The organism is Flavobacterium defluvii, from assembly GCF_900129555.1.
In the GTDB taxonomy this organism is placed as follows: Bacteria; Bacteroidota; Bacteroidia; order Flavobacteriales; family Flavobacteriaceae; genus Flavobacterium; species Flavobacterium defluvii.
Window position 1 is genome coordinate 55386 of record NZ_FQWC01000006.1, and the last position, 24769, is coordinate 80154.

The following is a 24769-nucleotide window of genomic DNA, read 5'->3' on the forward strand; positions in this document are numbered from 1 at the left end:
CAGACAAATCATGAATACTACAGAAATAAAAGGGAACTGGAATGAGTTAAAAGGTAAACTAAAGCAAAAATATGCTGAACTTACAGATGATGATTTAATGTTTGCTGAAGGAAAAGAAGACGAAATGTACGGAAGACTACAGCAAAAATTAGGTAAAACTAAAGAAGAATTTCATCAAATTCTGTCAGATTTGTAAACCTTTGGGTTCAATCAGGAAATACCGTCTAGTAATATAAAGTATTAGACGGTATTTTTTTGAGTGTTTTATTGATTTCTATAATTGTTTATAGATTTTAAAAAAACTTTAAACGCGGTAACCACAAATAATTTAATTATCTTTAACCAAATTTTTTACAAAAATGAAGCTATTTATAAAGTTCGACATTAATACCATCTGTTCACTTTATCTCAAACAAAACCTGGAGCAAAATAATATAAGTTTTACCAGTTTAGGATTTGGAGAAATCGAAATTGATGATAATCTTGATGCTGATGCACTCGAAACTTTAAAAAATAATTTAACTCCACACGGTTTTGAAGTTGTTGAAAATCAGAAAAGTGTTTTAGTTCAAAAAATTAAAGACGCTATCATCGAACTTGTCTTTATGGAAGACAGTAACAATTACAAAAGTTCTGTATTTTTGGCAGAAAAACTCAACCATAGTTATGGTTATCTATCCAACGTTTTTTCGGAAGTTACCTATTCGTCTATCGAAAACTTCATCATTTTACAAAAAATTGAAAGAGCAAAACAATTAATTATTATCAACGAAATGAGTTTGACAGAAATTGCTTTTTTACTAAATTACTCAAGTGTTGCGCATTTAAGTACACAGTTTAAAAACACGACTGGAATTACACCGTCGGCATTTCAGAGAATAATTAAGAAACGAAGAGAAAATTTAAAATAAAAACCTAAATACCACACTAAAATGCAAAAAAACGCATTAAATATTTTACTGGCGGATGATGATGAAGACGATCGTCTTTTTTTTAAGGATGCTTTTGAAGAAATCAAAATTCAAACTAACGTAGAATTTGTTCATGACGGAATGCAGTTAATGGATCATTTATTGAATTCTGACAATAAACTTCCGGATATCTTGTTTCTGGATTTGAACATGCCAAAGAAAACCGGTAAAGAATGTTTGATCGAGATTAAAAAAACAGAACATCTTAAAAATATAATTATTGCCATCTATTCTACTTCATCTTCTGAAGAAGATATTGAAGACACTTTTATTCAGGGTGCCAATATTTATATAAAAAAGCCAAGCGATTTTAATACGCTGAAAAAAATAATTAATGAAGTCGTGACCGTAAACTGGCACTATCATACCTCTGGGTTAAATCGTGATAATTTCTTACTGCGACTAAAATAAAAGTATACCAATAATGAAATGGATACCAAATTTTAATTCTTCAAACTCTTTGAGAGTTATTTTTGTAATCGCAGTTTTCATTCTGTTATTTCTTTCTTCTATTGCTTATAAACATAATCAGGACTTGAACGAATCGAGTAAACTGGTTATGCATACGTACGAAATAAACATTCAGTTAGAGAGATTAATGTCGGCAATTAAGGACGCCGAAACCGGTCAGCGAGGTTATATTATTACCCGAAATGCCCGTTTTTTAACTCCTTATATATACTCGCGAGACAAGGTAAACACTTCTTTTATTACTTTAAAAAAATTAACTGCTGATAACCCAAAACAGCAGGAAAATCTTCGAAGATTATTTAAGCTGATAATTCAGCGATTTGTTTCTTTCGAAAATTGTTTAAAATACAGTGATCCCAAAACATATGATAAACGAAGACTCGACAATCATATGTTTGGGGGAAGAATCCTGATGGAAAACATTCGTTTTAAGGTTGACGAAATGAACGACATCGAGAAAACGTATTTAAAAAACAGACTTAAAATTTATGACGACGAAATTTCTTTAAGTCCTCTCTTTTCTATTTCCTTATTTTTAACGGCTTTATTTTTTATTCTGTTAGCTTACAGACAAATCAGTAAAGATTTTCAAAGATTAAAAGTTTTCAATAAAAAGCTTTTAATTTCAAATGGTTTAATTGCAGAATCTGAAACGATTGGTAAATTTAGTACCTGGCAATGGGATCTGGATTCTAATAAAATCGATTATTCGGACAATCAATATCGCTTACTGGGTTACGAACCCGGATCTTTTGTTCCTGTAAAAGAAACTTTTCTTGATTTTGTACATCCTGATGATAAAGAAAATGTTTCAAACTCTATTGAAGGAATTATCAAAAACAGACAATTGCCTTTTGTTTATTATAAGGTATTGCTTCCAAGTCACGAAGTAAGATATTTTAAATCTACCGGAAAATTATTAACAGATCAGCAGGGCAGTAAAATTTTACTTGGAATTAATTTCGATATTACTGATGAGCATTTGCTAAACATCGAATTGCAGGAACGTAATAAAGAACTTGAAAAAAGTAATAAGGAACTTGCTTCTTTTAATCACGTTGCCAGCCATGATTTGCAGGAACCGCTCAGAAAAATTCAAACTTTTATTTCAAGAGTATCAGATGCTGATAAGGCTGTTATGTCGCAAAGCGCCAGAGATTATCTTGCAAAAATTGAAGTATCGGCAAAAAGAATGCGTGTTTTAATTGATGACTTACTTCTGTTTTCAAGAACTAATACAACCAAAAAGGAATTCATTAAAACAAATTTGGAAGAATTACTTGCCAATGCAGAATCTGAATTAACAGAAGTTATTGAAGAAAAAAGTGCCATTATTGTAGCAAACAAACTTCCAAAACTTGCTGTTATTCCGTATCAGATTGAGCAGCTTTTTATTAACCTTATTGGAAATTCTTTAAAATACAGCAAACCAAATACTATCCCGTCTATTACTATTGAAAGTACAAAAGTTAATGCTGAAGATTATCCTGAAATTTTAGATCAAAATGTTAAGAAGTTCCACAAAATAACTTTCACGGATAACGGAATGGGATTTGATCCTCAATTTAAAGAAACCATTTTTATTTTGTTTCAGCGACTGCACTCCAAAACAGATTATCCCGGAACCGGAATTGGACTTGCAATTTGTAAGAAAATCGTAGATAACCACAAAGGCTATATTATGGCCGACAGTGAGCCGGATAAAGGTTCTGTTTTTACCATCTTTTTACCTGATTAAACTTCGGCATCGCCTTAAAATACTAATACTGCAAACGTTATATAAATTCTTTATGGGAATTATATAACGTTTCTTTTTTATGCTGTAAAGCAAATCAATGTATTCGTTAGCATCTTTGTAATGTAATACTTTATGAAGTAATAATGAAAACAATACCTGTATTAAAAGTGACAATTTTTAAAGTACTTTTTTTATCTGTTACAATTGGAATTTCATCCTGCAACAGAAATAATACATTAGAAAGTGCAATAAAGAAAAGTGAAACTTTTGCTAAAAATGAGCCCGAAGAAACTGAAGCTTTTTTCCTGATCGAAACAGCAAATACCGGAAAAACAATTATTTCAAAAAGTCAAATTGCACAACAAAAAAGTTCAGACAATTCAATAGTGATTTTAGGTAAAAAGATTGAAAGATATCAAAATAAATTACTGCAGGAAATAACAGAATTAGCTAATACGAAACTTATTATAATTTCTGAAATAAATGCAGCACACAGAAGAGATACTTATGATCTGATTACAGCAAATCCTTCTGATTTCGACAGAGTCTATTTGAATTCTACGAAAGAATGCCTGGAACAGCAGATTAGTTTATTAGAAACCGTTTCGAAAGAAACCAATGATAAAATAATTTTAAAATTAGTATTAAAATATTTGCCTGAACAATTTGATTTACTGAGAGAAACAGAAGAAAAAATCAAAGAAAAAAATTAAAAAAAGAATTATTTAAAAGCCCGGATTACTAACTAAATTATTTAATTATGAAAATGCAAACAAATTTTTTATGCGCCTTAACACTTTTTATTTCAGCTTCATTTGGAATGCTGCACGCTCAGGACAATAATGTAAACACAGAGTTTGGTGTAAAAGGAGGATTTAACATGTCGAATTTAATATCTGATGGTGATAACGAACCTAATGATGAAAATATTCTATACGGTTTTAATGCCGGTGTTTATGCCACACTACCTATTTCAGATTTTGTAGCAATTCAGCCAGAGATTTTATTTACAACAAAAGGATCTGAATTAGAATACAACAATGCCTTTGCATCAGGAAATGCTAAATTCCGATTAAATTATATCGAAGTTCCTCTTTTAGTAAGAGTTAACATTACTAAAAACTTTAATGTTCATGCCGGTGGTTATGCATCATATCTGGTAAGTTCTAAAGTTACAGGAGACGGAACTTTTAATTTTAATGAAGACATCGACACTGACGATTTAAACAAATTTGATGCAGGTGTTTCTGCTGGTGTTGGAGTAGATTTTAACCCAATAAGCATCGGATTACGTTACAATTACGGTCTTACAACTGTTGGAAAAGAAAGAACTGTTGCGGGAACAACATATACGTTTCCAGACGCAAAAAACAGCAATTTGACATTATACCTTTCGTATAAGTTAAATTAAAACAATTAATTAACCCATAAATAATAAAAACCATGTCAAATTTATTATACACCGTCGCAGTAATATTAGTTATTCTGTGGGCTCTTGGGTTCTTTGTATACAGTTTCGGAAGTATCATCCATATTTTATTAGTAATCGCCATCATTGCAATTTTACTGAGACTCATCAAAGGACGAGAGGTTTAAAAATTAATCAACATTAAATAAATATATTAATCTATTAAAAATCAAATATTATGAAAGCAACTAGCACAGTTTTAGGAATTGCAGCAGCGGCTGCAGCAGGAGCATTATTAGGAGTATTATTCGCACCGGATAAAGGTTCAAACACAAGAAAAAAAATCAAAGATAAATCGAAAGATTACAGCGATAATTTAAAAACAAAATTTGATGGTATTGTTAATACAATCACTTCAAACGGTAAAGATATCATCGAAGAAGGAAAAGCAAAATTCAATCAGGTAAAAGATGATTTCAATACAGTTAAAGACGAAGCTAAAACTGTAAAATCGAACTACTAATATAAAGTGATTTTTTCAAACCATAAATACCAATATCATGGAAACAAATGCAACAACAAACGAGAATTTAAATCTTTATGAAAAAGCTGAAAACTATACAAAAACAAGTTTAGAATTATTAAAACTAAAAACAGTATGTTCAGTAGCCGATGGTGTTTCATCATTAGCTTCTAAGATAGCAGTCGGCGTTGTTGTTGCATTTTTTACCTTATTCCTTAATGTTGGATTGAGTTTATGGATTGGCAAAGAATTGGGAGAATACTATTTCGGCTTTTTTATCATGGCGCTTTTCTATTTAATCGTTGCCATTGTACTGCACAAAACGCATCACAGACTGATAAAAACTCCAATTGGTAACTCGATCGTTTCGAGTATTTTAAAAGAGAAATAAAACTGATTTAATAATTAATAACTAAACAAGACTAAATATGGAGCCTATTTACACTATTGATGAATTAAATCAGAGAATTAAATTATTAGAAGGTCGTCAGGATGCAGAATGGTGCGCGATTAAAGATCATATTGATGACATTAAAGAGAATTTAAAACCTCTTAACCTGATTCGAAATACGGTTGAAGAAATAAACGAAACTGTTGGTTTTAAAAGTCATTTGGCACAATCTGCTATAAGTATTGGAATTGGATATCTGGCCAAAAGATTTATTGTTGGAAAAAGCGATTCTATGTTTAAAGGTATTTTAGGATCAATCGTTCAGCTTATCGTAACCAATCTGGTTTCTAAACCAGGCGAATCTTCAAATGAAACTTCTGAAGAAGAAGAATCACAATACGAACCATCATAAGAGTAATTGTTAACTTAAATTTTAAAACATTATGGAAAAGTTAAGCCACATAGTATTAAAAAATGGTGTATACATGTACTCTAATCTATATAAATGTTTTGAATACACTAGAGTATTTTTCGGTATCTAACACGCTTATACGTTTCTGCTAAATAAACGGTTAAACGGTTAATACTTCACTATATTTTTAAGGTTCTGAGGCGCTAAGCTTCTAAGATACTAAGGTTTTCAGACTTTTAGATTCTGAGAATTTAGTCTCTGAATAAAAAAGCTAAAGCTTTCTCAAACCAAAAAAGAGATTGTTTCACACAGGTGAAACAATCTCTTTTTCATTTAAAAAAAACAAAAAACTTAGAAGCTCAGCATCTCAGAACCTTAGCATCTTAATTATAATTTTGATAAATAGGCAGTTTCAATCCAACATACACATTTGCGCCTTTAGAATTATTTGAAAACAAATTTGAGATAAGCGATCCGGAACCAATAAAGAGAGGTCCGGCCCTAAATCCTGTTCCAATTTGTGTTCCGCTGTATTGCATCCAGGTTAAAGGAATATAAAAGCTAAATTGTCTGGTTTCGTATCTTGGTGTAAAACTTACCGAATTAGCAATTGCAGTTCCGTTGATTTTTTTGGCATCTGTCAAACTAAAATCGGTACTCAAATTCAAATAAAACTTATTATCAATATTCCAGTCGAAGTTGGTGTGCAGAGCCGTTGGCAAATTTGCTTTTACACTTTTCCTAGTTGCAATTTTAGTATAATTAGCATCAAAAAATTCAAAAATATCATCAGCGTTATCAATGTCATCCTGAGTAACACTTCCCGTTAAATTATACGTATTTTCGATAGCATTTTTATAATTTAATTTTCCAATGTCGGTCACGGCAACAGCTGCTTTTAGTTTATATCGGTTTCCAATGCAAGTATGGCAATTGGTGCGATATTCATAAGTAAACCCCAAATCGACGCCTACTCCGGCCGAAGTCATATCAAACTCCGGGTCTTTTCCGTTTTGATAATCATAACTTGCAGAAGTTCTCAAAGTTCCTGTAGAATTATAAGTACTCAAAGAAGGATTTGCATCATTTTTAATAAAAGCAACACTCAAATCACTTCCGTTGATATACCCGTTTACTCCTGCCATTAAATATTTAATCGTGATTCCACCTTTTAAAAAATGGACATCATGATCTAATAAAACAGTACCGTAACTCGCTCCTATTTCTGCCCAGGAATTTGTAACTCCGTTTGGATTTCCGCCGTTGAATAAAAAACTATTCGAAGCGTCGATATCTTTGTTTACCTCATCAATTAGCTGACCGTTTACATCAACTGCATTTGTAATACTGCGAACGCGTGTAAAAAGACCAATACTATTTTGCGGATTAATATTCATCATAAATGACGGACCAAGAATGTCGATATTAAAATTTCCTCTGTTATTTGATTTGAAATTTTTCTTTGCATCAGTATCCAAATCATAACCGCCGTCGAATATTTGGGCAAAATTGACACCGTACAAATCATTTTGTGCTGTTGCACTAACCGAACCAATAGTAACATCGGCTCTGTACTTAGAATCTACAATTGCAGACGGATTAAATAATACACTCTGAATTCCGGCATAATTGTCATCACGAAATCCGAAATAAGATTGACTCCGGACATAAAAAAAGCTTCCAAAGAAGCAAAATAAAAGTAAAATTCTCTTCATAAATTGGCTTTAATTGGTTGATTAGTAAAGCAAATATGAAACAAAAAATGACAATAAAAAAGGGTATAATCCCCTAAATTACTGAGAATGTGAGTTCTTAAGAAAAACTTTATAATTGAGAAATGAATGATCGTAAAAAAGATACTTTTTTTGAGATGCTAAGATACTAAGGTTCTAAGATGCTAAGGTTTTGAGTTTTTTTCTGAAAAACTTTGTTTTCGTTTTGGACAATAAAAAAGCCGAACATAAGTTCGGCTTTTTTATTATATAATCTAAGGAAAACCTTAGAAACTTAGTATCTTAGAACCTTAGCACCTTAGTAAACTTCTGACGCTTCTTTCAATTTCTCCATATTGTTAACCAACTGAAGTTCAGAAACGATTTTCTGAATATCACCATTCATGATATTTCCTAAATCGTAAAGCGTTAAACCAACACGGTGATCGGTTACACGGCCTTGTGCATAGTTGTATGTACGAATTTTAGCCGAACGGTCACCAGAACTTACCTGAGAACTACGTTTTTTAGCGTCTTCTTCCTGCTTTTTGGCTAATTCCATTTCGTATAAACGAGAACGTAATACCATTAAAGCTTTATCTTTATTCTTGTGCTGTGATTTCTCATCCTGACACTGCGCTACTAATCCGGTTGGAATGTGCGTTAAACGTACTGCCGATTTCGTAGTATTTACAGATTGTCCTCCAGGTCCAGACGAACAGAAGAAATCCACACGAACATCGTTCATATCCACCTGAACATCAAACTCTTCTGCTTCCGGTAAAACCATAACAGTCGCTGCTGATGTATGTACACGTCCTTGTGTTTCTGTCTGCGGAACACGCTGTACACGGTGAACACCCGCTTCAAACTTTAAAGTTCCGTACACATCTTCTCCCGTTACTTCAAAAATTACCTCTTTGAAACCTCCCGAAGTTCCTTCGTTCATATCTACAACAGAAGTTCTCCATCCCATTGTTTCGCAGTATTTGGTATACATTCTGAACAAGTCACCTGCAAAAATACTCGCTTCGTCCCCACCCGTTCCGGCGCGGATCTCCACCATTACGTTTTTAGCATCTTCCGGATCTTTAGGAATCAGCATAAATTTGATTTCCTCCTCTAATTGCGGCAGACGTTCTTTTGCTTCATCCAACTGCATTTTGGCCATTTCAACCATTTCAGCATCACTTCCGTCAGCAATGATTTCGTTAGCCTCGTCTATATTTGCTAAAACTATAATGTATTCTTCTCTCTTTTCAACAAGCGCTTTTATCCCTTTATATTCCTGGTTAAGCGACTTATAACGTTTTTGATCAGAAATAACATCCGGCTGAATAATCAAATCCGAAATCTCATCAAAACGCTGCTTTACATATTGAAGTCTATCTAACATTTTCTAATTCCTTTTATTGGACTGCAAAATTACAAAATTTTTATCGAAAATTCTAGTGTTCATTTTTTGAGGAATTTGAGATGAATTTTGATGATTTTGCTTTTTGCAAATCAGGGGTTTTTACTTATTGATAAATTTAAATTAAATACGATGTTTGTTTTTTAGGTTTACATTATAGTTTTGTCTAAAAATAACACCCACTATTATTAAACCTTTTGCATTTCTCAAATTAAGCAAATCGGAATAATAGATTTACTTTATTACAAACTTGCAAAAGTAAGAGAACGTTAAACACTAGGATTTAAAAAATCATAGAAATAATAAAATGAATAGAATTATACTTATCGGAAATGGTTTTGATTTAGCACATGGGATGAAAACCAGTTATAATCACTTCATAATTGACTATTGGGAGAAAATAATTTCTAAGTTAAAAAATGAAGTTTCTAGTAATATCACAACTTATAAAAATGTATTTGAAACTGATGAAGTTAAAATAGAAGATGTACCTGGACCATGGCTTAAAGGAAACTGGGTTAATGGAAACACGTTTGAAGATTTGATAACACTTTTGGATTCTCAAAATCTTGAACTTATTTTTAAAAATAAGTTTTTGGAAATTCTTTCGAAAAAGCATAAAGAACAAAATTGGGTAGATATAGAAAATGAATATTATCTCTTATTAAAAGATTCATTTAAAAATAAAAATTGCTCTTATAAAATAGAGCAATTAAATAATGATCTAAATCAAATACGCAAGTTACTTGAATTATATTTAAGAGAAGTTGAAAACAAATTCGTCGAAAATTTTGGTAACAACCCAATTGATGCTAAATTGAAAAGCAATATTGGATATAAAATTTATTCTCCATTTAAATTAAAAGATTTTACAGAAACCTCCATTAATAAAAAAGCAGAAATTGAATTTCAAAAAATACAAAAAGATATAAAAGCACTAAAAGAGGATTCAATCACAAGTTCTGAATTGAGTGAAGACAATCAAAAAATAATTTCAAGAATTGGTATAAATGGAACAATTAAAGAAATAAGAAAATTACTTATTTCAGATAGTGCCATAAACTATTTTGATCTAATGCCTGAAGAAATATTATTTCTAAGCTTTAATTATACTTTTACTGAAAAAATTTATTCTGACCATACTCTGTTTGATTCATTTAATTCGACGCATAATTTTAAAAAAAGCAATATTCATATTCACGGAACTACAGAGCAGTTTGATGGTAATGATGTTATATTTGGCTTTGGAGATGAAATTGATGAAGACTACAAATCAATTGAAAATTTAAATGATAACCTTTATCTTGAAAACATTAAATCAATCAAATATTTAGAAACTGATAATTATAAGCAATTATTAGAATTTCTAAATAGTGGTGATTATCAAATTTTCATTTTTGGGCATTCTTGTGGCATTTCTGACAGAACATTGCTAAATACTCTTTTCGAACATAAAAATTGCTCATCCATAAAATCATTTTATCACAAAAAGGGTTCTGAAACAGATAATTATAGCGACATAGTTAGAAATATTTCCAGAAATTTTAATAGCAAAATAAGCATGAGAGATAAGGTTGTTAATAAAGAATACTGCGAACCATTGTCATAATTCCCCTTGCTGGCGCGAGCGTCTCGCTCGTGAACACAATCCAAGTAAAAGCTAAAAACAGTCACAAGCGGGACGCTCGCGCCAGCCACAAAAATTTTATATTGTATCAGACTGTAAATAAATATTATACAAATCATCCAACAATAACATTTCTTCTTCCGGCAGAAGCTGCAATGCAATTTCTAGTAAAGTCAATACATTAATATCGGTATCTTTATGAAAAACGGCTAAACTTCGGGCTTCTTTATTCATTAGAACAATACTGGCTTTAAACAAATCTGAAACCATTAGATTTAATTCGTTGTATGAAGAAACTTTTAATGGTATTATAAATGAATTTCCTGTTTCATCATCTGGTTTTAGTTTAGTGAAATACTTTCTTTCATTCATCAATTCTAACAATTCTTCGGCTCTTTCTTCATTTTGTTTTTCCATGATTTTTAGTTGTTTTTCTTTGAAACGAAATTAGAAATAACAGATTATTTTTAAGTGATTGTAAACAATCGAGTGTATACGACCGATATAATTATTATTTACTGCTAGCACACAAAACAATAAGAATTATCATATATTTGGCTGGGTCAAAATTTGAAAAACATACTTTTCATCTTAATACAAATGATATATTTATCTAAGCAACTACAAACATCAAATGAAAAAGAAATTATACTTATTTATTGGAATTTTTACGTTTTTTTTATCTAGTTACGCTCAACTTAAAAAGCCTGAAGCAATTATTACAAATCCAAAAATTGTTTTACCTGAAGAATCTATTGATTGTTCTAAATTATCTGGAAAAAATTTGAAAAGAAAAACAATTATTTCTAAGGAAGGAAATGGAATGTCTAATAAAGAGACAACAACAGATTTTGATAAAAACGGAAATATTCTCAACGAAACAAGATTAGAGTCGCCATATCTTTATGCCTCTTTATATACATATAAAAAAAACAATTTAGTTGAGAAAAAGACAATCGTCACATCTGATTTAGATTTTATTAAACGCTTCAATCAAGATTCTGAAGCAAGCAACAGGGCTTCGAACAAAAATAATGAAACGAGCATATGGGCATCATTCGATGAAAAAAATAGCACTGATTTATACCAAGCTAATTTTGACCAAAATAATCGTATTACATCTTACCATACTGAAGAAACTTCAAAAAATAGCGCCACAAACGAATTAAAAAAGAACACAACTGAATACAATATTATCTACGATAAAGATAAAATCAGTGAAATTAAATCTTCTGACGGTGGTGTTAATCGTTACTTTTATGAAAAAAATCTTTTAGTAAAAAAAACCTTTGAAAGCGTTACTCCTAAATATCAAAGAACCATAAATGAGAATTACTCATATGACAAAAACAACAATTTAATTTCTGTAAAGATTAATAGTCTGTTCCGTTCTAATGACAAAATTCTTGAAAACATTAATAAAGTAAAAGATTCAGCTGTTTACAATAGTACAAACAAAATCATTTGGCTAAAAAATGAGGAATATATTAAAACTTTTAAGTACAATAGCAATAATCTAATTGAAGAAATTTCAACATTTTATAAAACTACGCCTGTTTCAAAGCAAGAGTATTTTTATGATAATTTGTTACTAATAAAAACCACAAGTACCGATTTTAATCGCAAAAAAAATGTAACAAAAGTTTACAATTACAATAACGGAATTTTAAAAGAATATGAAACTATAGATTATTATACGAATCAAGATTTTAGATCTATTTCTAAAAATCTCTACGATTACGATCAAAATAATCAAATCAAAAAAATAACTTCCTTAAAAAAGTTATTACCGAAAGAAGGTGTAGAAATGAATTTCACGGTAGAAAATGAAACTAATTTTAATTATACCCAAAATTCAATCATTGTCACACAAAAAAATGGAAGTTCAGAAAAGTATGAATTCTATTAATCCCCTTGCTAGCGCGAGCGTCCCGCTCGTGAACACATTCTACGTAGAAAGTCTATTCTCTCATTCTATCTACTTCTAGTTTTGTCATTTCGAGGAACGAGAAATCTTCGCTAGTAACTCTACAAAGATTGGCAAGTATGCTTTGCGGAGTTTCTAGTGTGATTTCTCGTTCCTCGAAATGACAATATTTTGTAGAAAACCTTTGTGGAGCTACTTGCGAAGATTTCTCCTTGCGTCGAAATGACAATATTGTGCAGATAAACTGTCGAGAGACAAACTAAACAAAAAAACCACCCCTCATTAAATCAGTATTTTAGTAAGAAATTTATATATTTGGTTATACCAAAAACAAATTTACTATCTAAAACCACTATTAATGGAAGGACTTATTAAACTCGGCCGTTTATTTTACGGTATTGGCATCGTTGCTCTGGGAGTACATCAGCTTATTATCAAAGATTTTCGATCTGAAATTTTGTCTCCTTTTCCTGCTTGGGCACATCAATATCCTGTTTTTTCTATCCTTACCAGTATCGTTTTAATATTGGCAGGAATTATTATTTCGGGGATCGTTACCATTAAATTCATCGATACCAAAAAAGTGTGTCTATATTTAGGTTTTGGTTTTCTCGCTGCTTTTATTGTTTCTCATCTTCCGTTTATTTTCATTTTTAATACCGATAAAACCAACGCCACACAAATCTGGATCAATGCTATTGAAGAACTAACGTATAGTGGCGGAGCGTTTGTGCTAGCGGGTTCTTATAGTATGAACAAAAGCGAAAGCAAATTCGATGCATTTCTAGAAAAACTTATTCCGGTTGGGCGAATTTTTTATTCGCTTTTAATGCTTTTGTTTGGTGTAAGTCATTTTCTTTTTGCCGAGTTTGTTTCTACAATGGTTCCGAAATGGCTGCCAGGAACTATGTTCTGGACGTATTTTGTAGGCGTTGCACTTATTTGTTCGGGCATTTCGATTATTTTCAAGCTTTGGATAAAACCTATTTCGCTACTTTTGGCTTTAATGCTTCTGCTTTTTGTACTTTTCTTCCATATTCAAGATGCTATTGCAAACCCGACTGTAGGTGGCGGAAATGAAATTGTACGCGGACTTATTGCTTTACTTTTCTGCGGAATCGCATTGGTAATAGCCTTAACAAATGATTCTAAAAAGAAACTTTTAACAGAAACAATTTAAATCACGCCGCAACACATTCCATATTCTTCGCTTCCATAATCTGCATATCGATTATTTTTTGTGCAACAGTTCCTCTTTCAAATAAGCGAATGAATTTAAAAACGGCACTCACAAAATAGCCCGGATTCGAAACCAATCGGGCGATTTCTGTAATTCTTTTATCCCTAATCCGGGTGCAGGCTTCTCTTTCATTTTCGGGAATGGCTACAAATTCGTTAGCAAATTTCCAGGCGCCTTTTCTTGCTTCTTCCATGCTGAAATCAATACAAAGAGTATCAATTTTTCCTGTACATTTGAGTATCAATGCAAGCGTAGGCCAAATTTTGATTAAACATTTTTCGACACCAGCTACGAGACTGCTAAGAATGGAATTTATTTTGTCAAAATCGGCTTTTAAATCTTCGATATCTTCTACAGTACTAATTTCTGCGGAAGCTATTCCTAAATCAAGATTAATATGCGCATTGATTCCGAGAAGTAAATGCTGTAAAACTATCGGCCAGAATTTTTCGGCCTGTTCAAAGGCAAATCCCCAGCATTCTGATGGTTTTTCTTTGGCCTGATATTGATAGTAAGCTTTTAGGTATCGATTGGCAAAAATGACATCGAGTTTTTCCATACGTTCGCCATTTTGAAAAGAACCGTTCTGGATACCTTCTTTTACCTTTACAGTAACCTCACGATACAGGATAGCAAACAAACCTAAATTGCTTTGGTCAATTTTTGATTTTTCTATTATTTCATCCAGAAACTGGATTACTTCGTTTATAGTATTTGCTTGTTTCAAAGTATTTTACAGTTGGTTATGGTTAAATTGAGAAGAACGAATTTAATTATTTTAATCTTTTGATTGTATTCTCCAAGCAATTATTTTGTTATTTTTTTTTAAGAAAATATTTACGGTTTATCCGTAATGTAATTGTTTTTAAAGAAGGTATTTTTGAGAAACTGGTTTATTATTTATAATTAAATTTTGAAAGAACCCCCACTATATTTTCAACTAAATTAACAGATTATGAAAAAAACCAAAAACAAATACTACGGTAAACCATTGCTTTTTGCCTTTGAATTTCTGGATTGTTTTTATTTCAAAATTACTCAGACGAAGCACAAGATTCCGGCATTAGTAATAACAGAGTAAAAGAAAGGGTATCCAAAGACAATAAAACGTCAAAACTACTGCTACACTTAATTTGCACTTTTTCTGTGTTTTACATCTTCATTATAAATAAAAGTCTTTAAATAAACTTTGGCTCTACATTTTTATTGATACACATTTTATGGGTTTTATACCCAAATATAGCGCACTTATGACATTTTTTATGTAGCCGCTTTCTTATTTATCTACTTTCAGGTATTCAAAAGAATAAATTCCAAAAATTAACTAAAGCCCTATGTTATGAAAACTACAAAAATGGTATTACTTTGTATACTGCTAACCTCGTTTTTTGCCTGTAAAAAGGACTATAAAGAAGAAAAAGAAAATTATACAACTGTAAACAAAAGCAGCGCGAGTTCTGAATGTTTAGCACCTGCGAATTGGTTTACAATCGTAAACAACACCCGCCAGACTCCTCCGCCAAATGAAGGACCTACAAGCGTTTTTGCCAACAATGCAACAGTAACAAATTGTGACTTTCACCAGTGGTCATGGCAAAAATTTCTTTGGCTGACTAATGAAGTTAATGGAAAACCACAATTTATAAATAATCTTATTCAGGTAAATGCCGCCGGTCAGAGATTAGATCCGAGCAATGGCATAGTTTTAACCGATACCGCCCAGGCAAGTGGCAGCACTGACATTTTAAAAACGCCAACTTATACATCGGGTGTTCCAAAATCTGCTACAGTTTATTATTCTATATTTATGGACAAACTCCTTTACGCAACAATGCTAAAATATGGTCCAATAGCAAAAAAAGATCCTTCTCAGGTAAAAGGAATCACTTTTCCGGTAGGCGCATTAGAACTTAAAACTTCTTGGATTGATGCAAGCGCTCTTAAAGATCCTTCTACTTATTTTGTTACGCAGGGAGTAATAAATGGTGTAAAAACAAAAGTGGCGCTTTTGGGAATGCACGTAGTTGGCATTGTAGAGAATCATCCTGAATTTGTATGGGCTACTTTTGAACATGAAAATCTTGCACCTGCTTACGATTGGTCAAAAGCTACACCAACAACAGATGCACCAGTAACCAGTACAGTTGATTATCCTTTCTTTAACAAAACCAGTACTGCAACGGTTACTAATATAACTTCAGGAAATGGAATTTATACTGATGTTTTTTCTGTGTATAAATATGGTGTTCCTGTAGAAAAAGCAATGAAAGGTTCGCATAATGTTCAGCTTTTTATGCAGACAAGCCAAAATGGTTCAGAGAACTTAAATAATATTCGTACTATAAACGAAAGCGTTAAAAAACAGCTTACAGGTATCTGGAACAATTATTTTTACAACGGTTCTCTATGGATAAATACTGCAGGATACAATGGAACTCCGGCACAAGCTGCTTTATTAGACTCTTTGAGTTATGATCTTTCAAATTCTGCTCCCGGCAAATTAACCAGAGGTTCTACTTCTGCCTATAATATTACTATGGAAACGTATGTTCAGGTAGGTTTTAGTCCATCATCAATACACGGAAATTCAGTCAGCAATCTTGTAAATTGTTTCTCCTGCCACAATACATCCGATAATAACAGTAATTCGCCTCTTTTTATAAGCCACGTATTTACCGGATATGTTCAAAATCTGCAGGGTTTAAACAGAACACAAATCAAAGACAAACATGTTAAGGAAATTGTTAAACAGTTTAATCTGCGTGCAAAATTAAGAGCCAAAAAATAAGCTTCTTACTTTAAATTTATAACTATAAAAACCACAAGCTTTTGTTTGTGTTTTTTTTATGCATCTTTAAATCTATTCATAGGCTTAAAAAAAATACTGTGCACACAGATTTACTCAAATCTCTTTTAAATCTGAGTAAAACAAAAAACTTAGGTTCTTAGTATCCCGGAAACTTAGCAACTTTTTAATAAAATGCCTAATTTCGCCTATCAATAAGAAAAGGAGAAAATGAAGGTATGTATTGCTGAGAAACCAAGTGTAGCACGCGAAATTGCAGCCGTTTTGGGCGCCAACACCAAACACGACGGATATTACGAAGGAAACGGTTATGCCGTAACCTACACTTTTGGGCATTTATGTACCTTAAAAGAACCCAATGATTATAAACCGCACTGGAAAAGCTGGGACTTGAACAATCTGCCGATGCTGCCTGAAAAATTTGAAACCAAAGTTGTTCAGAATTCGGGAATCGAAAAACAGTTTAAAATTATTAAAAGTCTTTTTGACAAAGCCGAAGTAGTCATAAACTGCGGGGATGCCGGGCAGGAAGGAGAATTAATCCAGCGCTGGGTGATGAATGAGGCAAACTACAAAGGCGAAATAAAACGCCTATGGATTTCGTCCTTAACAACCGAGGCTATAAAAGAAGGATTTGAAAACTTAAAACCTTCTGAAAACTACGATAATTTATTCTATGCCGGATTTTCGAGAGCAATTGGCGACTGGCTTCTCGGAATGAATGCTACGCGTTTGTATACGGTAAAACATGGCGGTTACAAACAAGTTTTGTCTATCGGCCGTGTGCAGACACCGACTTTGGCAATGGTTGTCGACCGATTTAAAGAGATCGAAAATTTTAAACCACAGCCATATTGGGAATTGCAGACTTTATACAGGGAAACACTTTTTAGTTATGAAGAAGGCCGTTTCCTGAAAAAAGAAGACGGGGAAATTCTGGCCGAAAAAGTCAAAGAAAGTGATTTTGAAATTGTTTCTGTTGATAAAAAAAACGGAAATGAATATGCTCCTAAACTATTTGATTTAACTGGTTTACAGGTATATTGCAACCAAAAATTCGGATTTTCGGCAGAAGATACGCTTAAAATTGCACAAACTTTATACGAACAAAAAGCAATTACATATCCCAGAGTTGATACAACTTTCCTTCCGGGCGATATTTACCCAAAAGTGCCGGGAATTCTGCAAAAACTTACAAGTTATGCTCATTTAACAGAACCGCTTTTAGGAAAAAAAATCAAAAAGTCGCCAAAGGTTTTTAACGATAAAAAAGTAACCGATCACCATGCGATTATTCCAACAGGAATCGAAATCAATCTTCCGTACAATCAGCAGCAGGTTTATGATATAATTGTAAAACGTTTTATTGCGGTTTTTTACGATGATTGTTTGGTTGCCAATACAACAGTTATAGGAAAAGCGGCCGATGTAACTTTTAAAGCCACCGGAAAAGAAATCCTCAAAAAAGGTTTTCGAGTAGTTTTTGAAGATCCGAATGCCAAAGAAAAAGAATCCGATTTATTACCGAGTTTTGTTGTGGACGAAAAAGGTCCGCATGAACCTTCTTTCCTTCAAAAAGAAACCAAACCGCCAAATCATTTTACCGAAGCGACTTTACTACGTGCAATGGAAACGGCAGGAAAGCAAGTCGACGACGAAGATTTACGCGAACTGATGAAAGAAAACGGGATCGGGCGCCCGTCTACACGTGCAAATATTATCGAAACACTTTTTAAACGTCAGTATATCGTTCGAAATAAAAAACAAGTTTTGCCTACCCTAACGGGAATTCAGCTGATAGATACTATTCAAAATGAATTAATAAAATCGGCTGAACTTACTGGTTCCTGGGAAAAACAGTTAAAAGATATCGAAAAAGGAACCTTTACTGCATCTGCTTTTATCAGAAACATGAAACGTATGGTTGAAGCTTTGGTTACCGAAGTTAGAAGCGAAACAAGACATGCTAATATTTCGCATGCTGCAACGATTCAGAAACCCGTTTTGAAAGCAGAGAAAAAGAAAACTGAAGGAATTTCGGCAGAAACCTGCCCAAAATGTCAAAAAGGAAATCTGATAAAAGGAAAATCGGCTTTTGGATGCAGCGAATATAAATCAGGCTGTGATTTTGTACTGCCTTTTATTTTTCATGATAAAAAAATTACAGAAAGTCAATATTTACGATTAATTCAAAAAGGTTCAACCGTAAATATAAAAGGCTTTAAAACCGAATCCGGAACTGTTGAAGGTTTAATACGTTTTGAAGAAAATTACAAACTGAAACTTGAACCTAAAAAAACCGAAATAAAAAAAACATCACAGGAAAAAACATCATCAGATATTTTATCTTGTCCGAAATGTAAAAAAGGAAATATCTTAAAAGGAAAAACCGCTTACGGATGCTCTGAATATAAATCAGGCTGCGATTTTAAAGTTACTTTTGATGAAGTTCGTAATCAGCTAAAAGATCAAAAACCTACTAAAGAACTAGTTTACGAAATTTTAGAAAAAAACGTTTAAATTATTTCATGCAGATTTAAAAAAATTTAGGCAGATAAACGCAGATTTTATTTAATTAAATCGCCAGAATCTGCGTAAAAAATCATTTGAATCTTGTTAATCTGTGGCTAACATTTTTTTCATACTTTAGTGCAACCAAAACTATAAAATTATGTTTCAAAAAATTACTCTTTTAGCAGTTGTATTAGCAGTTGTTTCTTGTCAAAAAAAGGAATCAGTAGAAAAAGATAAAATCAAAATTGCTGACTGGCTTATCGGAAACTGGAAAAACGAATCTCCAGACGGTCTTTTGACAGAAAACTGGGAAAAACTAAACGACAGTACTTTCAATGCTTATTCTTATTTTATAAAAGGAAAAGATACACTGCATTTTGAAACTATCGTTTTGGCTCAAAAAGGAGAAACCTTAACTTATTTCGCAACCGTAAAAGGACAAAACGAAGACAAAGCCGTTGCATTTCCATCAACCGCAGAATCTGACAAACAATTGGTTTTTGAAAACCCAAAACACGATTATCCTCAAAAAATTACTTATACGAAAGGTGCCAATAATACTTTGACTGCTGAGATTTCAGGAAAACTGAATGGGAAACAGAGTTCTGAGAAGTTTGTAATGACGAAGAAGTAATTTTAGATTAAAATAATGACTAACTTCATTTATATTGAAAAAATTTCTTCGATAAGAACTATTATTGGGAATTTATTATTCATTCCAAGCTTTTTAGCTTTAATTTTAATCAATATAAAAAATGGACCTGTTTTTTTTATAGTTTATTTTATAATAGCGTATTGGGGAGTTTTTCTGATTTCAACAGAAGGAATAGAACTTGATTTTCAAAATAACAAATTCAGGAAATTATTTTCTATTTATGGTATCAATATTGGTTTAACATGGAACCATTTTCCAAAAATTAAATATGTAGCCTTAATCAAAACTTTAGTTAAACAAACTTTTGGAGGAAGAGGATTTAGAACTGGTGCAACCACAACAATAACCGAAAAAACAGTTAAAATAAATTTGTTTGATGATAATGAAAAATATATCACTTTATATTTTGCAAATAATCAAATTGAAGCTTTAAAAATTGCTGAAGAAATTAAAAAAGCTTATAAAATTGAGGTTTTAACAAACTTCTAATCAAATATTTATTCTATATTTGATTTCATTAATATCCTTATAATAAACTAATTATGAAATCAAAAAGCATTTTATTTTCTGTAATTTTGGTTTTAGCAATTTTATCATCTTGTAAAAAAGAAACCAAGCCCGAAACTGCTAAAAAAAATTATTCAAATCTTGCGAAAGCGGAATGGTTTATTGGCGAATGGGGAAATAAATCTGCAGAAGGCGAACTAACAGAACGCTGGAAAAAAGAAAATGATTCAGTTTATTTAGGAGAGTCTTATTTTGTTGTGGGACAAAATGATACCGTTTTTGCAGAACATGTTCGACTTGAGGAGGCAAACGGAAAATTAGCTTATATAGTAACAGTTCCGGGGCAGAATCAAGAATTGCCAGTAAGTTTTGAAATGACCTCGGCTTCAGATAATCAAATTGTTTTTGAAAACCCAAAACACGATTATCCAAATAAAATTATTTATAATCTGGTTGAGAAAGATTCGCTAATAGCAGAAATTTCAGGTTTGAAAAAAGGCAAGCCTTATACCGAGAAATTTATTATGAAAAAGCTATAAGATAGATTTACAAGCAAAAAAACTTAGAATCTCAGAACCTCAGCAACTTAGGATCTTAAAAAAATCACTCATTCTCCCCGATTTTATTCACCATGAAAATCATCAAAATGCCCAAAAGCGCCATAATTAAAAACGCCCATTTCATACTGAGATATTCTGAGATAAAACCAACCATTGGCGGAACCAATAAAAATCCCAGATAACCAATTGTAGAAATAGAAGTTAAAGCAGAACCGCTGCTTAATTTTGAAGATCTTCCGGCAATACTAAACACAAGCGGAACAACACAGGAAACTCCAAATCCGATTAAAACATATCCAAAAATTGTTGGATAAGCATAAGGCAGAATAAAACACAACCCAAATCCTGATGTGATCAATATTCCGCTGTAAAGCAGGATTTTTTTAGTTCCAAATTTCATTACACCATAATCGCCGAAAATACGTCCTAAAGTCACTGCCGTTGCAAAAAAAACAAATGCAGCACTCGTTAATTTTGGAGAAGCTTTTAGTATGTTTTCAAAATAAATTCCGCTCCAGTCGTACATTGTATTTTCGCAAGCCATTGATACAAAACAAATCAGGGCAAACTTTACAAGATTTTTTTCCGGCATAGAAAAGAATTTCTTTTTAACCGGAACTGGCTCATTATGAATACTCAACGGATAAAAACAAGCCGTAAGAGCCAGCATAAAAACGCTTACGCCTAATAAATGATGCGCCGGAGCAATATGCTGAGTAACCATTACATACCCCAAACCTGCTCCAGAAAAAACAGCGATACTCCAAACCGCATGAAAACGAGTAATGATCGATTTTGGATATAATTTCTGCACTTCAAGAGACTGCGCATTTATAGACAAATTGAAAATATTACGCGAAGCCCCAAAAATTAAAAGTATGATAACAAGCTGCCAGACAAATGCAGCCAAACCCGGCAAAGACAAAACAATATTAAACATAATAGCCCCTAGAAGCATAATGTAACGGCTGCTGTATTTATTCAATAACTTTCCTGTAAATGGCATTGTGAGCATTAAACCAATTGGAAATGCAAATAAAACAGCTCCAAATTCGGCTTCAGATAAATGCAATTGGGCTTGTATATGCGGAATTCGCGAAACCCAGGAAGAATATCCGAATCCCGAAAGGAAGAAAAATACAGTATTGGCTATACGAAATCCTCTTGGTGTATTTTGAATCTTTTTGAAGATGGGTAAAATCATGAAGTTGTTTTTTCAGATTGCAAAAATATAGCTTTTAAAAGGAATTATTTTTCTTTTTACATTTAATAAAAAAAACATTCAATTTCAATTTTTCTTTCTCAAATCCTATTATCACAAAATGATTGCAAATGAGCTTAAATAATCTTTGCTGTCGAAATTATAATTTTTACATTTGTTTTATTTTTACTCATTCTAAATAACCAATATATCCAAAAAAGAAACCCCATGAATTATTCACATGCGAGCTTTAAACAAGTCCTTACCAAAATTTGTTTATTGTTATTATTAAGCTGTAATGTCTTTGCACAGCAAAACTTAGGTAAAATAAAAGGAGTAATTACTACATCTGACGGAGAATTAGCCGTTGGAGTTAACATCATCCTTAAAAATTCAAAATACGGCACAATCACTAACGAAGACGGAGCTTTTGAATTTAACCGAATAAAACCAAATATTTACACGCTGCAAGTTTCGTTAACCGGATATGAAACATTAGAAAAACAAATAAATGTAACTGCTAATGAAACAACTTCCCTAAATCTTAAATTGACCGTTTCGAACAAACAATTAAAAGAAGTTATCATTACGGGCAGCAGAGGAAAAGATTTTCCAAAACAAAGTACATATGTATCTAAACTTCCACTTAAAAACATTGAAAATCCACAAGTTTACAACATAGTTTCATCAGAATTGATGAAAGAGCAAGCCATTACCAATTATGAAGATGCTTTGAAAAATGTTCCCGGGATTCAGAAATTATGGGAATCTACAGGACGCGGCGGCGATGGAGGTTCTTATTATTCGCTTCGTGGTTTTGAAGTTCAGGCAAATATCGTAAACGGACTACCGGGTTTAACAAACGGAACATTAGATCCTGTAAATATCGAGCGTATTGAAGTTATAAAAGGACCATCCGGAACTTTATTTGGAAGCAGTCTGGTTAGTTACGGAGGACTAATTAATACGGTTACCAAAAAACCTTACGAAGGGTTTGGAGGTGAGATTTCTTATCTTACCGGAAGCTTTGGTCTTAACAGGGCTACGGCTGATATCAATACACCTCTGGATGATAATAAAAACATTTTATTTAGGGTTAATTCGTCTTTTCAAACTGAGAACAGTTTTCAGGATGCCGGTTTTCGAACTTCTTATTTTATAGCTCCAACTCTTTCTTATAAAGTAAATGAGAGACTTTCTTTTTTACTTAATACAGAATTTATGCAGGAAGAAAAAACAACACCTTCAATGTTGTTTTTAGGAAGAGATACACCTTTGCAATATGCTAATTTGGCGGAGTTAAATTACAATACCAATTTATCATTTTACAGTAATGACTTATCGATAAAAAATCCACGGTTCAATTTACAGGCACATATGAATTATAAGATTTCATCAAATTGGAATTCACAAACTGTGTTTTTAAGAGGAACTTCTAAATCAAACGGTTATTACTCTTATATTTATGATAATGAAGATGGAAACAAGGATTTTGGATTTTGGATTACCAAAGAAAAATCCCAGACTGCCACTACAGATATTCAGCAGAATTTTACCGGCGATTTTAAAATTGGTCGTATGAGAAATCGTATTGTAATTGGTTTTGATTATTTTAAAAGAGATGTAACTTTTGGAGGTACCGGTTATGCAAAAATTTATAATATTACCGCACAAGGAGAAATCAGACAATTTGATGATCTTAATCCAAATTATTTAACGGTAAAATCTGTAGATATGGCTCTTGCTGCAGAACCCGGACCTGATTATCATTCTAAAGATGCGACTTACAGTGCTTATGCCTCAGATGTATTGAATATCACTCGTTCTTTATTAGCGATGGCTAGCTTAAGAGTTGATTATTTTGATACCGAAGGAAATATTAAAACTGCTGATGATAATTATAACCAAACGGCTTTATCACCAAAATTTGGACTTGTTTATCAGCCTGTTAAAGATCATTTATCTGTTTTTGCAAATTATATGAACGGATTTAGAAATATTGCCCCTTCGGCTATATACGATGATGATGGCAATTTTATCAAATCTCAAACTTTTAAACCTGAGCACGCTAATCAGTTAGAAACTGGAATCAAAACTGATTTATTTTCAGATAAATTAACAGCTACAGCAAGTGTTTATATTATTAATGTAGCCAATTTAGTGACAAGCAACCCAATGTACAGTGCACAAGGCGGCGAAGCGAGAAGCAAAGGTTTTGAATTTGATTTGAATACTGCGCCTGTAAAAGGCTTAAGTATTATTGCCGGATACAGTTACAATGACAGTAAAATTACAAAAGGAGATCAGGGAAATGTTTGGTTAGATCAAGGACAAAGACCTTTCTGGGCCGGGCCAAAAAACTTAGTAAACCTTTGGTCAAGTTATAAATTCAGCGAAGGAGTTTTGGAAAATTTCGGTCTTGGTTTTGGAGGAAATTATGCCAGCGACAATGCTATTTTGGATAGTTCTGTAACCGGAAAATTTATTCTTCCGGCATATACTGTAATCAATGGTTCGATTTTTTATAATTCAAATAAGTTTCGTGCAGCTGTAAATGTAAACAATATCGCAAACAAAGATTATTTTAATGGAGGATGGTCTACAATTAATCCGCAGAAACCAAGAAATGTATTATTGCGTTTTTCTTATAAATTCTATTGATAACTGACAAAAAACAAATCACATTAAATTT

24 protein-coding genes are annotated in these 24769 nt (G+C 32.3%); 19 read left to right on the forward strand and 5 right to left on the reverse strand.

Annotated features, from left to right (window positions below; genetic code table 11):
• Positions 1–10 precede the first annotated feature (10 nt).
• From BUC29_RS13880 to BUC29_RS13920, 10 genes are all read left to right on the forward strand, one after another.
• Entirely contained in the window at positions 11–196 is a 186-nt protein-coding gene (locus tag BUC29_RS13880; protein WP_012024385.1) for a CsbD family protein, read from the forward strand.
• A gap of 163 nt (positions 197–359) precedes the next feature.
• Entirely contained in the window at positions 360–911 is a 552-nt protein-coding gene (locus BUC29_RS13885; protein ID WP_073416780.1) for a helix-turn-helix domain-containing protein, read from the forward strand.
• Between the two features lie 21 nt (positions 912–932).
• Positions 933–1382: a response regulator gene (locus tag BUC29_RS13890; protein ID WP_073416781.1), complete on the forward strand. Its 450-nt coding sequence runs from the start codon at positions 933–935 to the stop codon at positions 1380–1382.
• Positions 1383–1395: 13 nt separating this feature from the next.
• Positions 1396–3180 (forward strand): sensor histidine kinase, encoded by a 1785-nt coding sequence (locus tag BUC29_RS13895; RefSeq protein ID WP_073416782.1) that lies wholly within the window; start codon positions 1396–1398, stop codon positions 3178–3180.
• A 143-nt stretch (positions 3181–3323) separates the two neighbouring features.
• Positions 3324–3893: a DUF4142 domain-containing protein gene (locus BUC29_RS13900; protein WP_073416783.1), complete on the forward strand. Its 570-nt coding sequence runs from the start codon at positions 3324–3326 to the stop codon at positions 3891–3893.
• A 47-nt stretch (positions 3894–3940) separates the two neighbouring features.
• Complete coding sequence (locus BUC29_RS13905; protein ID WP_073416784.1) at positions 3941–4591, forward strand: porin family protein; 651 nt, start codon at positions 3941–3943, stop codon at positions 4589–4591.
• Positions 4592–4623: 32 nt separating this feature from the next.
• Positions 4624–4776: a lmo0937 family membrane protein gene (locus BUC29_RS21375; protein ID WP_128414821.1), complete on the forward strand. Its 153-nt coding sequence runs from the start codon at positions 4624–4626 to the stop codon at positions 4774–4776.
• Between the two features lie 50 nt (positions 4777–4826).
• A complete protein-coding gene (locus BUC29_RS13910; RefSeq protein ID WP_073416785.1) occupies positions 4827–5111 on the forward strand; it encodes a YtxH domain-containing protein in 285 nt (94 codons plus the stop codon).
• Positions 5112–5148: 37 nt separating this feature from the next.
• Complete coding sequence (locus BUC29_RS13915; RefSeq protein WP_073416786.1) at positions 5149–5502, forward strand: hypothetical protein; 354 nt, start codon at positions 5149–5151, stop codon at positions 5500–5502.
• 37 nt (positions 5503–5539) lie between these two features.
• Positions 5540–5914: a hypothetical protein gene (locus tag BUC29_RS13920; protein WP_073416787.1), complete on the forward strand. Its 375-nt coding sequence runs from the start codon at positions 5540–5542 to the stop codon at positions 5912–5914.
• A gap of 383 nt (positions 5915–6297) precedes the next feature.
• Here BUC29_RS13920 and BUC29_RS13925 read toward each other — a convergent pair whose 3' ends face one another.
• Positions 6298–7629 (reverse strand): DUF5723 family protein, encoded by a 1332-nt coding sequence (locus BUC29_RS13925; RefSeq protein WP_073416788.1) that lies wholly within the window; start codon positions 7627–7629, stop codon positions 6298–6300.
• A gap of 316 nt (positions 7630–7945) precedes the next feature.
• On the reverse strand, positions 7946–9022 hold the full coding sequence (gene prfA / locus BUC29_RS13930) for a peptide chain release factor 1 (protein WP_073416789.1): 1077 nt from the start codon (positions 9020–9022) through the stop codon (positions 7946–7948).
• Positions 9023–9347: 325 nt separating this feature from the next.
• Between prfA and BUC29_RS13935 the strand changes: the two genes are divergently transcribed.
• Positions 9348–10649, forward strand: a complete 1302-nt coding sequence (locus BUC29_RS13935; protein ID WP_073416790.1) for an AbiH family protein — start codon at positions 9348–9350, stop codon at positions 10647–10649.
• A 96-nt stretch (positions 10650–10745) separates the two neighbouring features.
• On the opposite strand, the gene BUC29_RS13940 is transcribed toward BUC29_RS13935, so the two are convergent.
• Positions 10746–11084, reverse strand: a complete 339-nt coding sequence (locus tag BUC29_RS13940; RefSeq protein ID WP_073416791.1) for a hypothetical protein — start codon at positions 11082–11084, stop codon at positions 10746–10748.
• A gap of 217 nt (positions 11085–11301) precedes the next feature.
• Here BUC29_RS13940 and BUC29_RS13945 point away from each other — a divergent pair, with 217 nt between their 5' ends.
• Together BUC29_RS13945 and BUC29_RS13950 are read left to right on the forward strand one after the other, a co-directional pair.
• Positions 11302–12576, forward strand: coding sequence for a hypothetical protein (locus tag BUC29_RS13945; protein ID WP_073416792.1), 1275 nt, complete (start codon positions 11302–11304; stop codon positions 12574–12576).
• Positions 12577–12952: 376 nt separating this feature from the next.
• Positions 12953–13774: a DoxX family membrane protein gene (locus BUC29_RS13950; RefSeq protein ID WP_073416793.1), complete on the forward strand. Its 822-nt coding sequence runs from the start codon at positions 12953–12955 to the stop codon at positions 13772–13774.
• A gap of 1 nt (position 13775) precedes the next feature.
• Here the strand turns inward: BUC29_RS13950 and BUC29_RS13955 are convergent, their stop codons facing one another.
• The gene (locus tag BUC29_RS13955; RefSeq protein WP_073416794.1) at positions 13776–14561 is read right to left on the reverse strand and encodes a DUF5995 family protein; all 786 of its coding nucleotides are present in this window, start codon (positions 14559–14561) and stop codon (positions 13776–13778) included.
• A gap of 612 nt (positions 14562–15173) precedes the next feature.
• Here BUC29_RS13955 and BUC29_RS13960 point away from each other — a divergent pair.
• The 5 genes from BUC29_RS13960 to BUC29_RS13980 all read left to right on the forward strand — a co-directional run bounded on the left by BUC29_RS13960 (position 15174) and on the right by BUC29_RS13980 (position 20855).
• Entirely contained in the window at positions 15174–16622 is a 1449-nt protein-coding gene (locus tag BUC29_RS13960) for a hypothetical protein (RefSeq protein ID WP_073416795.1), read from the forward strand.
• A 228-nt stretch (positions 16623–16850) separates the two neighbouring features.
• Positions 16851–19160 carry a type IA DNA topoisomerase gene (locus BUC29_RS13965; RefSeq protein ID WP_073416796.1) on the forward strand — a complete coding sequence of 770 codons (2310 nt, stop codon included), beginning with the start codon at positions 16851–16853 and terminating at the stop codon, positions 19158–19160.
• A 151-nt stretch (positions 19161–19311) separates the two neighbouring features.
• Entirely contained in the window at positions 19312–19788 is a 477-nt protein-coding gene (locus BUC29_RS13970) for a DUF6265 family protein (protein WP_073416797.1), read from the forward strand.
• Positions 19789–19803: 15 nt separating this feature from the next.
• Positions 19804–20298: a hypothetical protein gene (locus BUC29_RS13975; protein ID WP_073416798.1), complete on the forward strand. Its 495-nt coding sequence runs from the start codon at positions 19804–19806 to the stop codon at positions 20296–20298.
• Positions 20299–20351: 53 nt separating this feature from the next.
• Positions 20352–20855 (forward strand): DUF6265 family protein, encoded by a 504-nt coding sequence (locus BUC29_RS13980; RefSeq protein WP_073416799.1) that lies wholly within the window; start codon positions 20352–20354, stop codon positions 20853–20855.
• A 64-nt stretch (positions 20856–20919) separates the two neighbouring features.
• Here the strand turns inward: BUC29_RS13980 and BUC29_RS13985 are convergent, their stop codons facing one another.
• On the reverse strand, positions 20920–22080 hold the full coding sequence (locus BUC29_RS13985) for an MFS transporter (protein WP_073416800.1): 1161 nt from the start codon (positions 22078–22080) through the stop codon (positions 20920–20922).
• 225 nt (positions 22081–22305) lie between these two features.
• On the opposite strand from BUC29_RS13985, the gene BUC29_RS13990 reads away from it, so the two are divergent.
• A complete protein-coding gene (locus BUC29_RS13990) occupies positions 22306–24738 on the forward strand; it encodes a TonB-dependent receptor (RefSeq protein WP_073416801.1) in 2433 nt (810 codons plus the stop codon).
• The last annotated feature ends 31 nt before the right edge of the window (positions 24739–24769 follow it).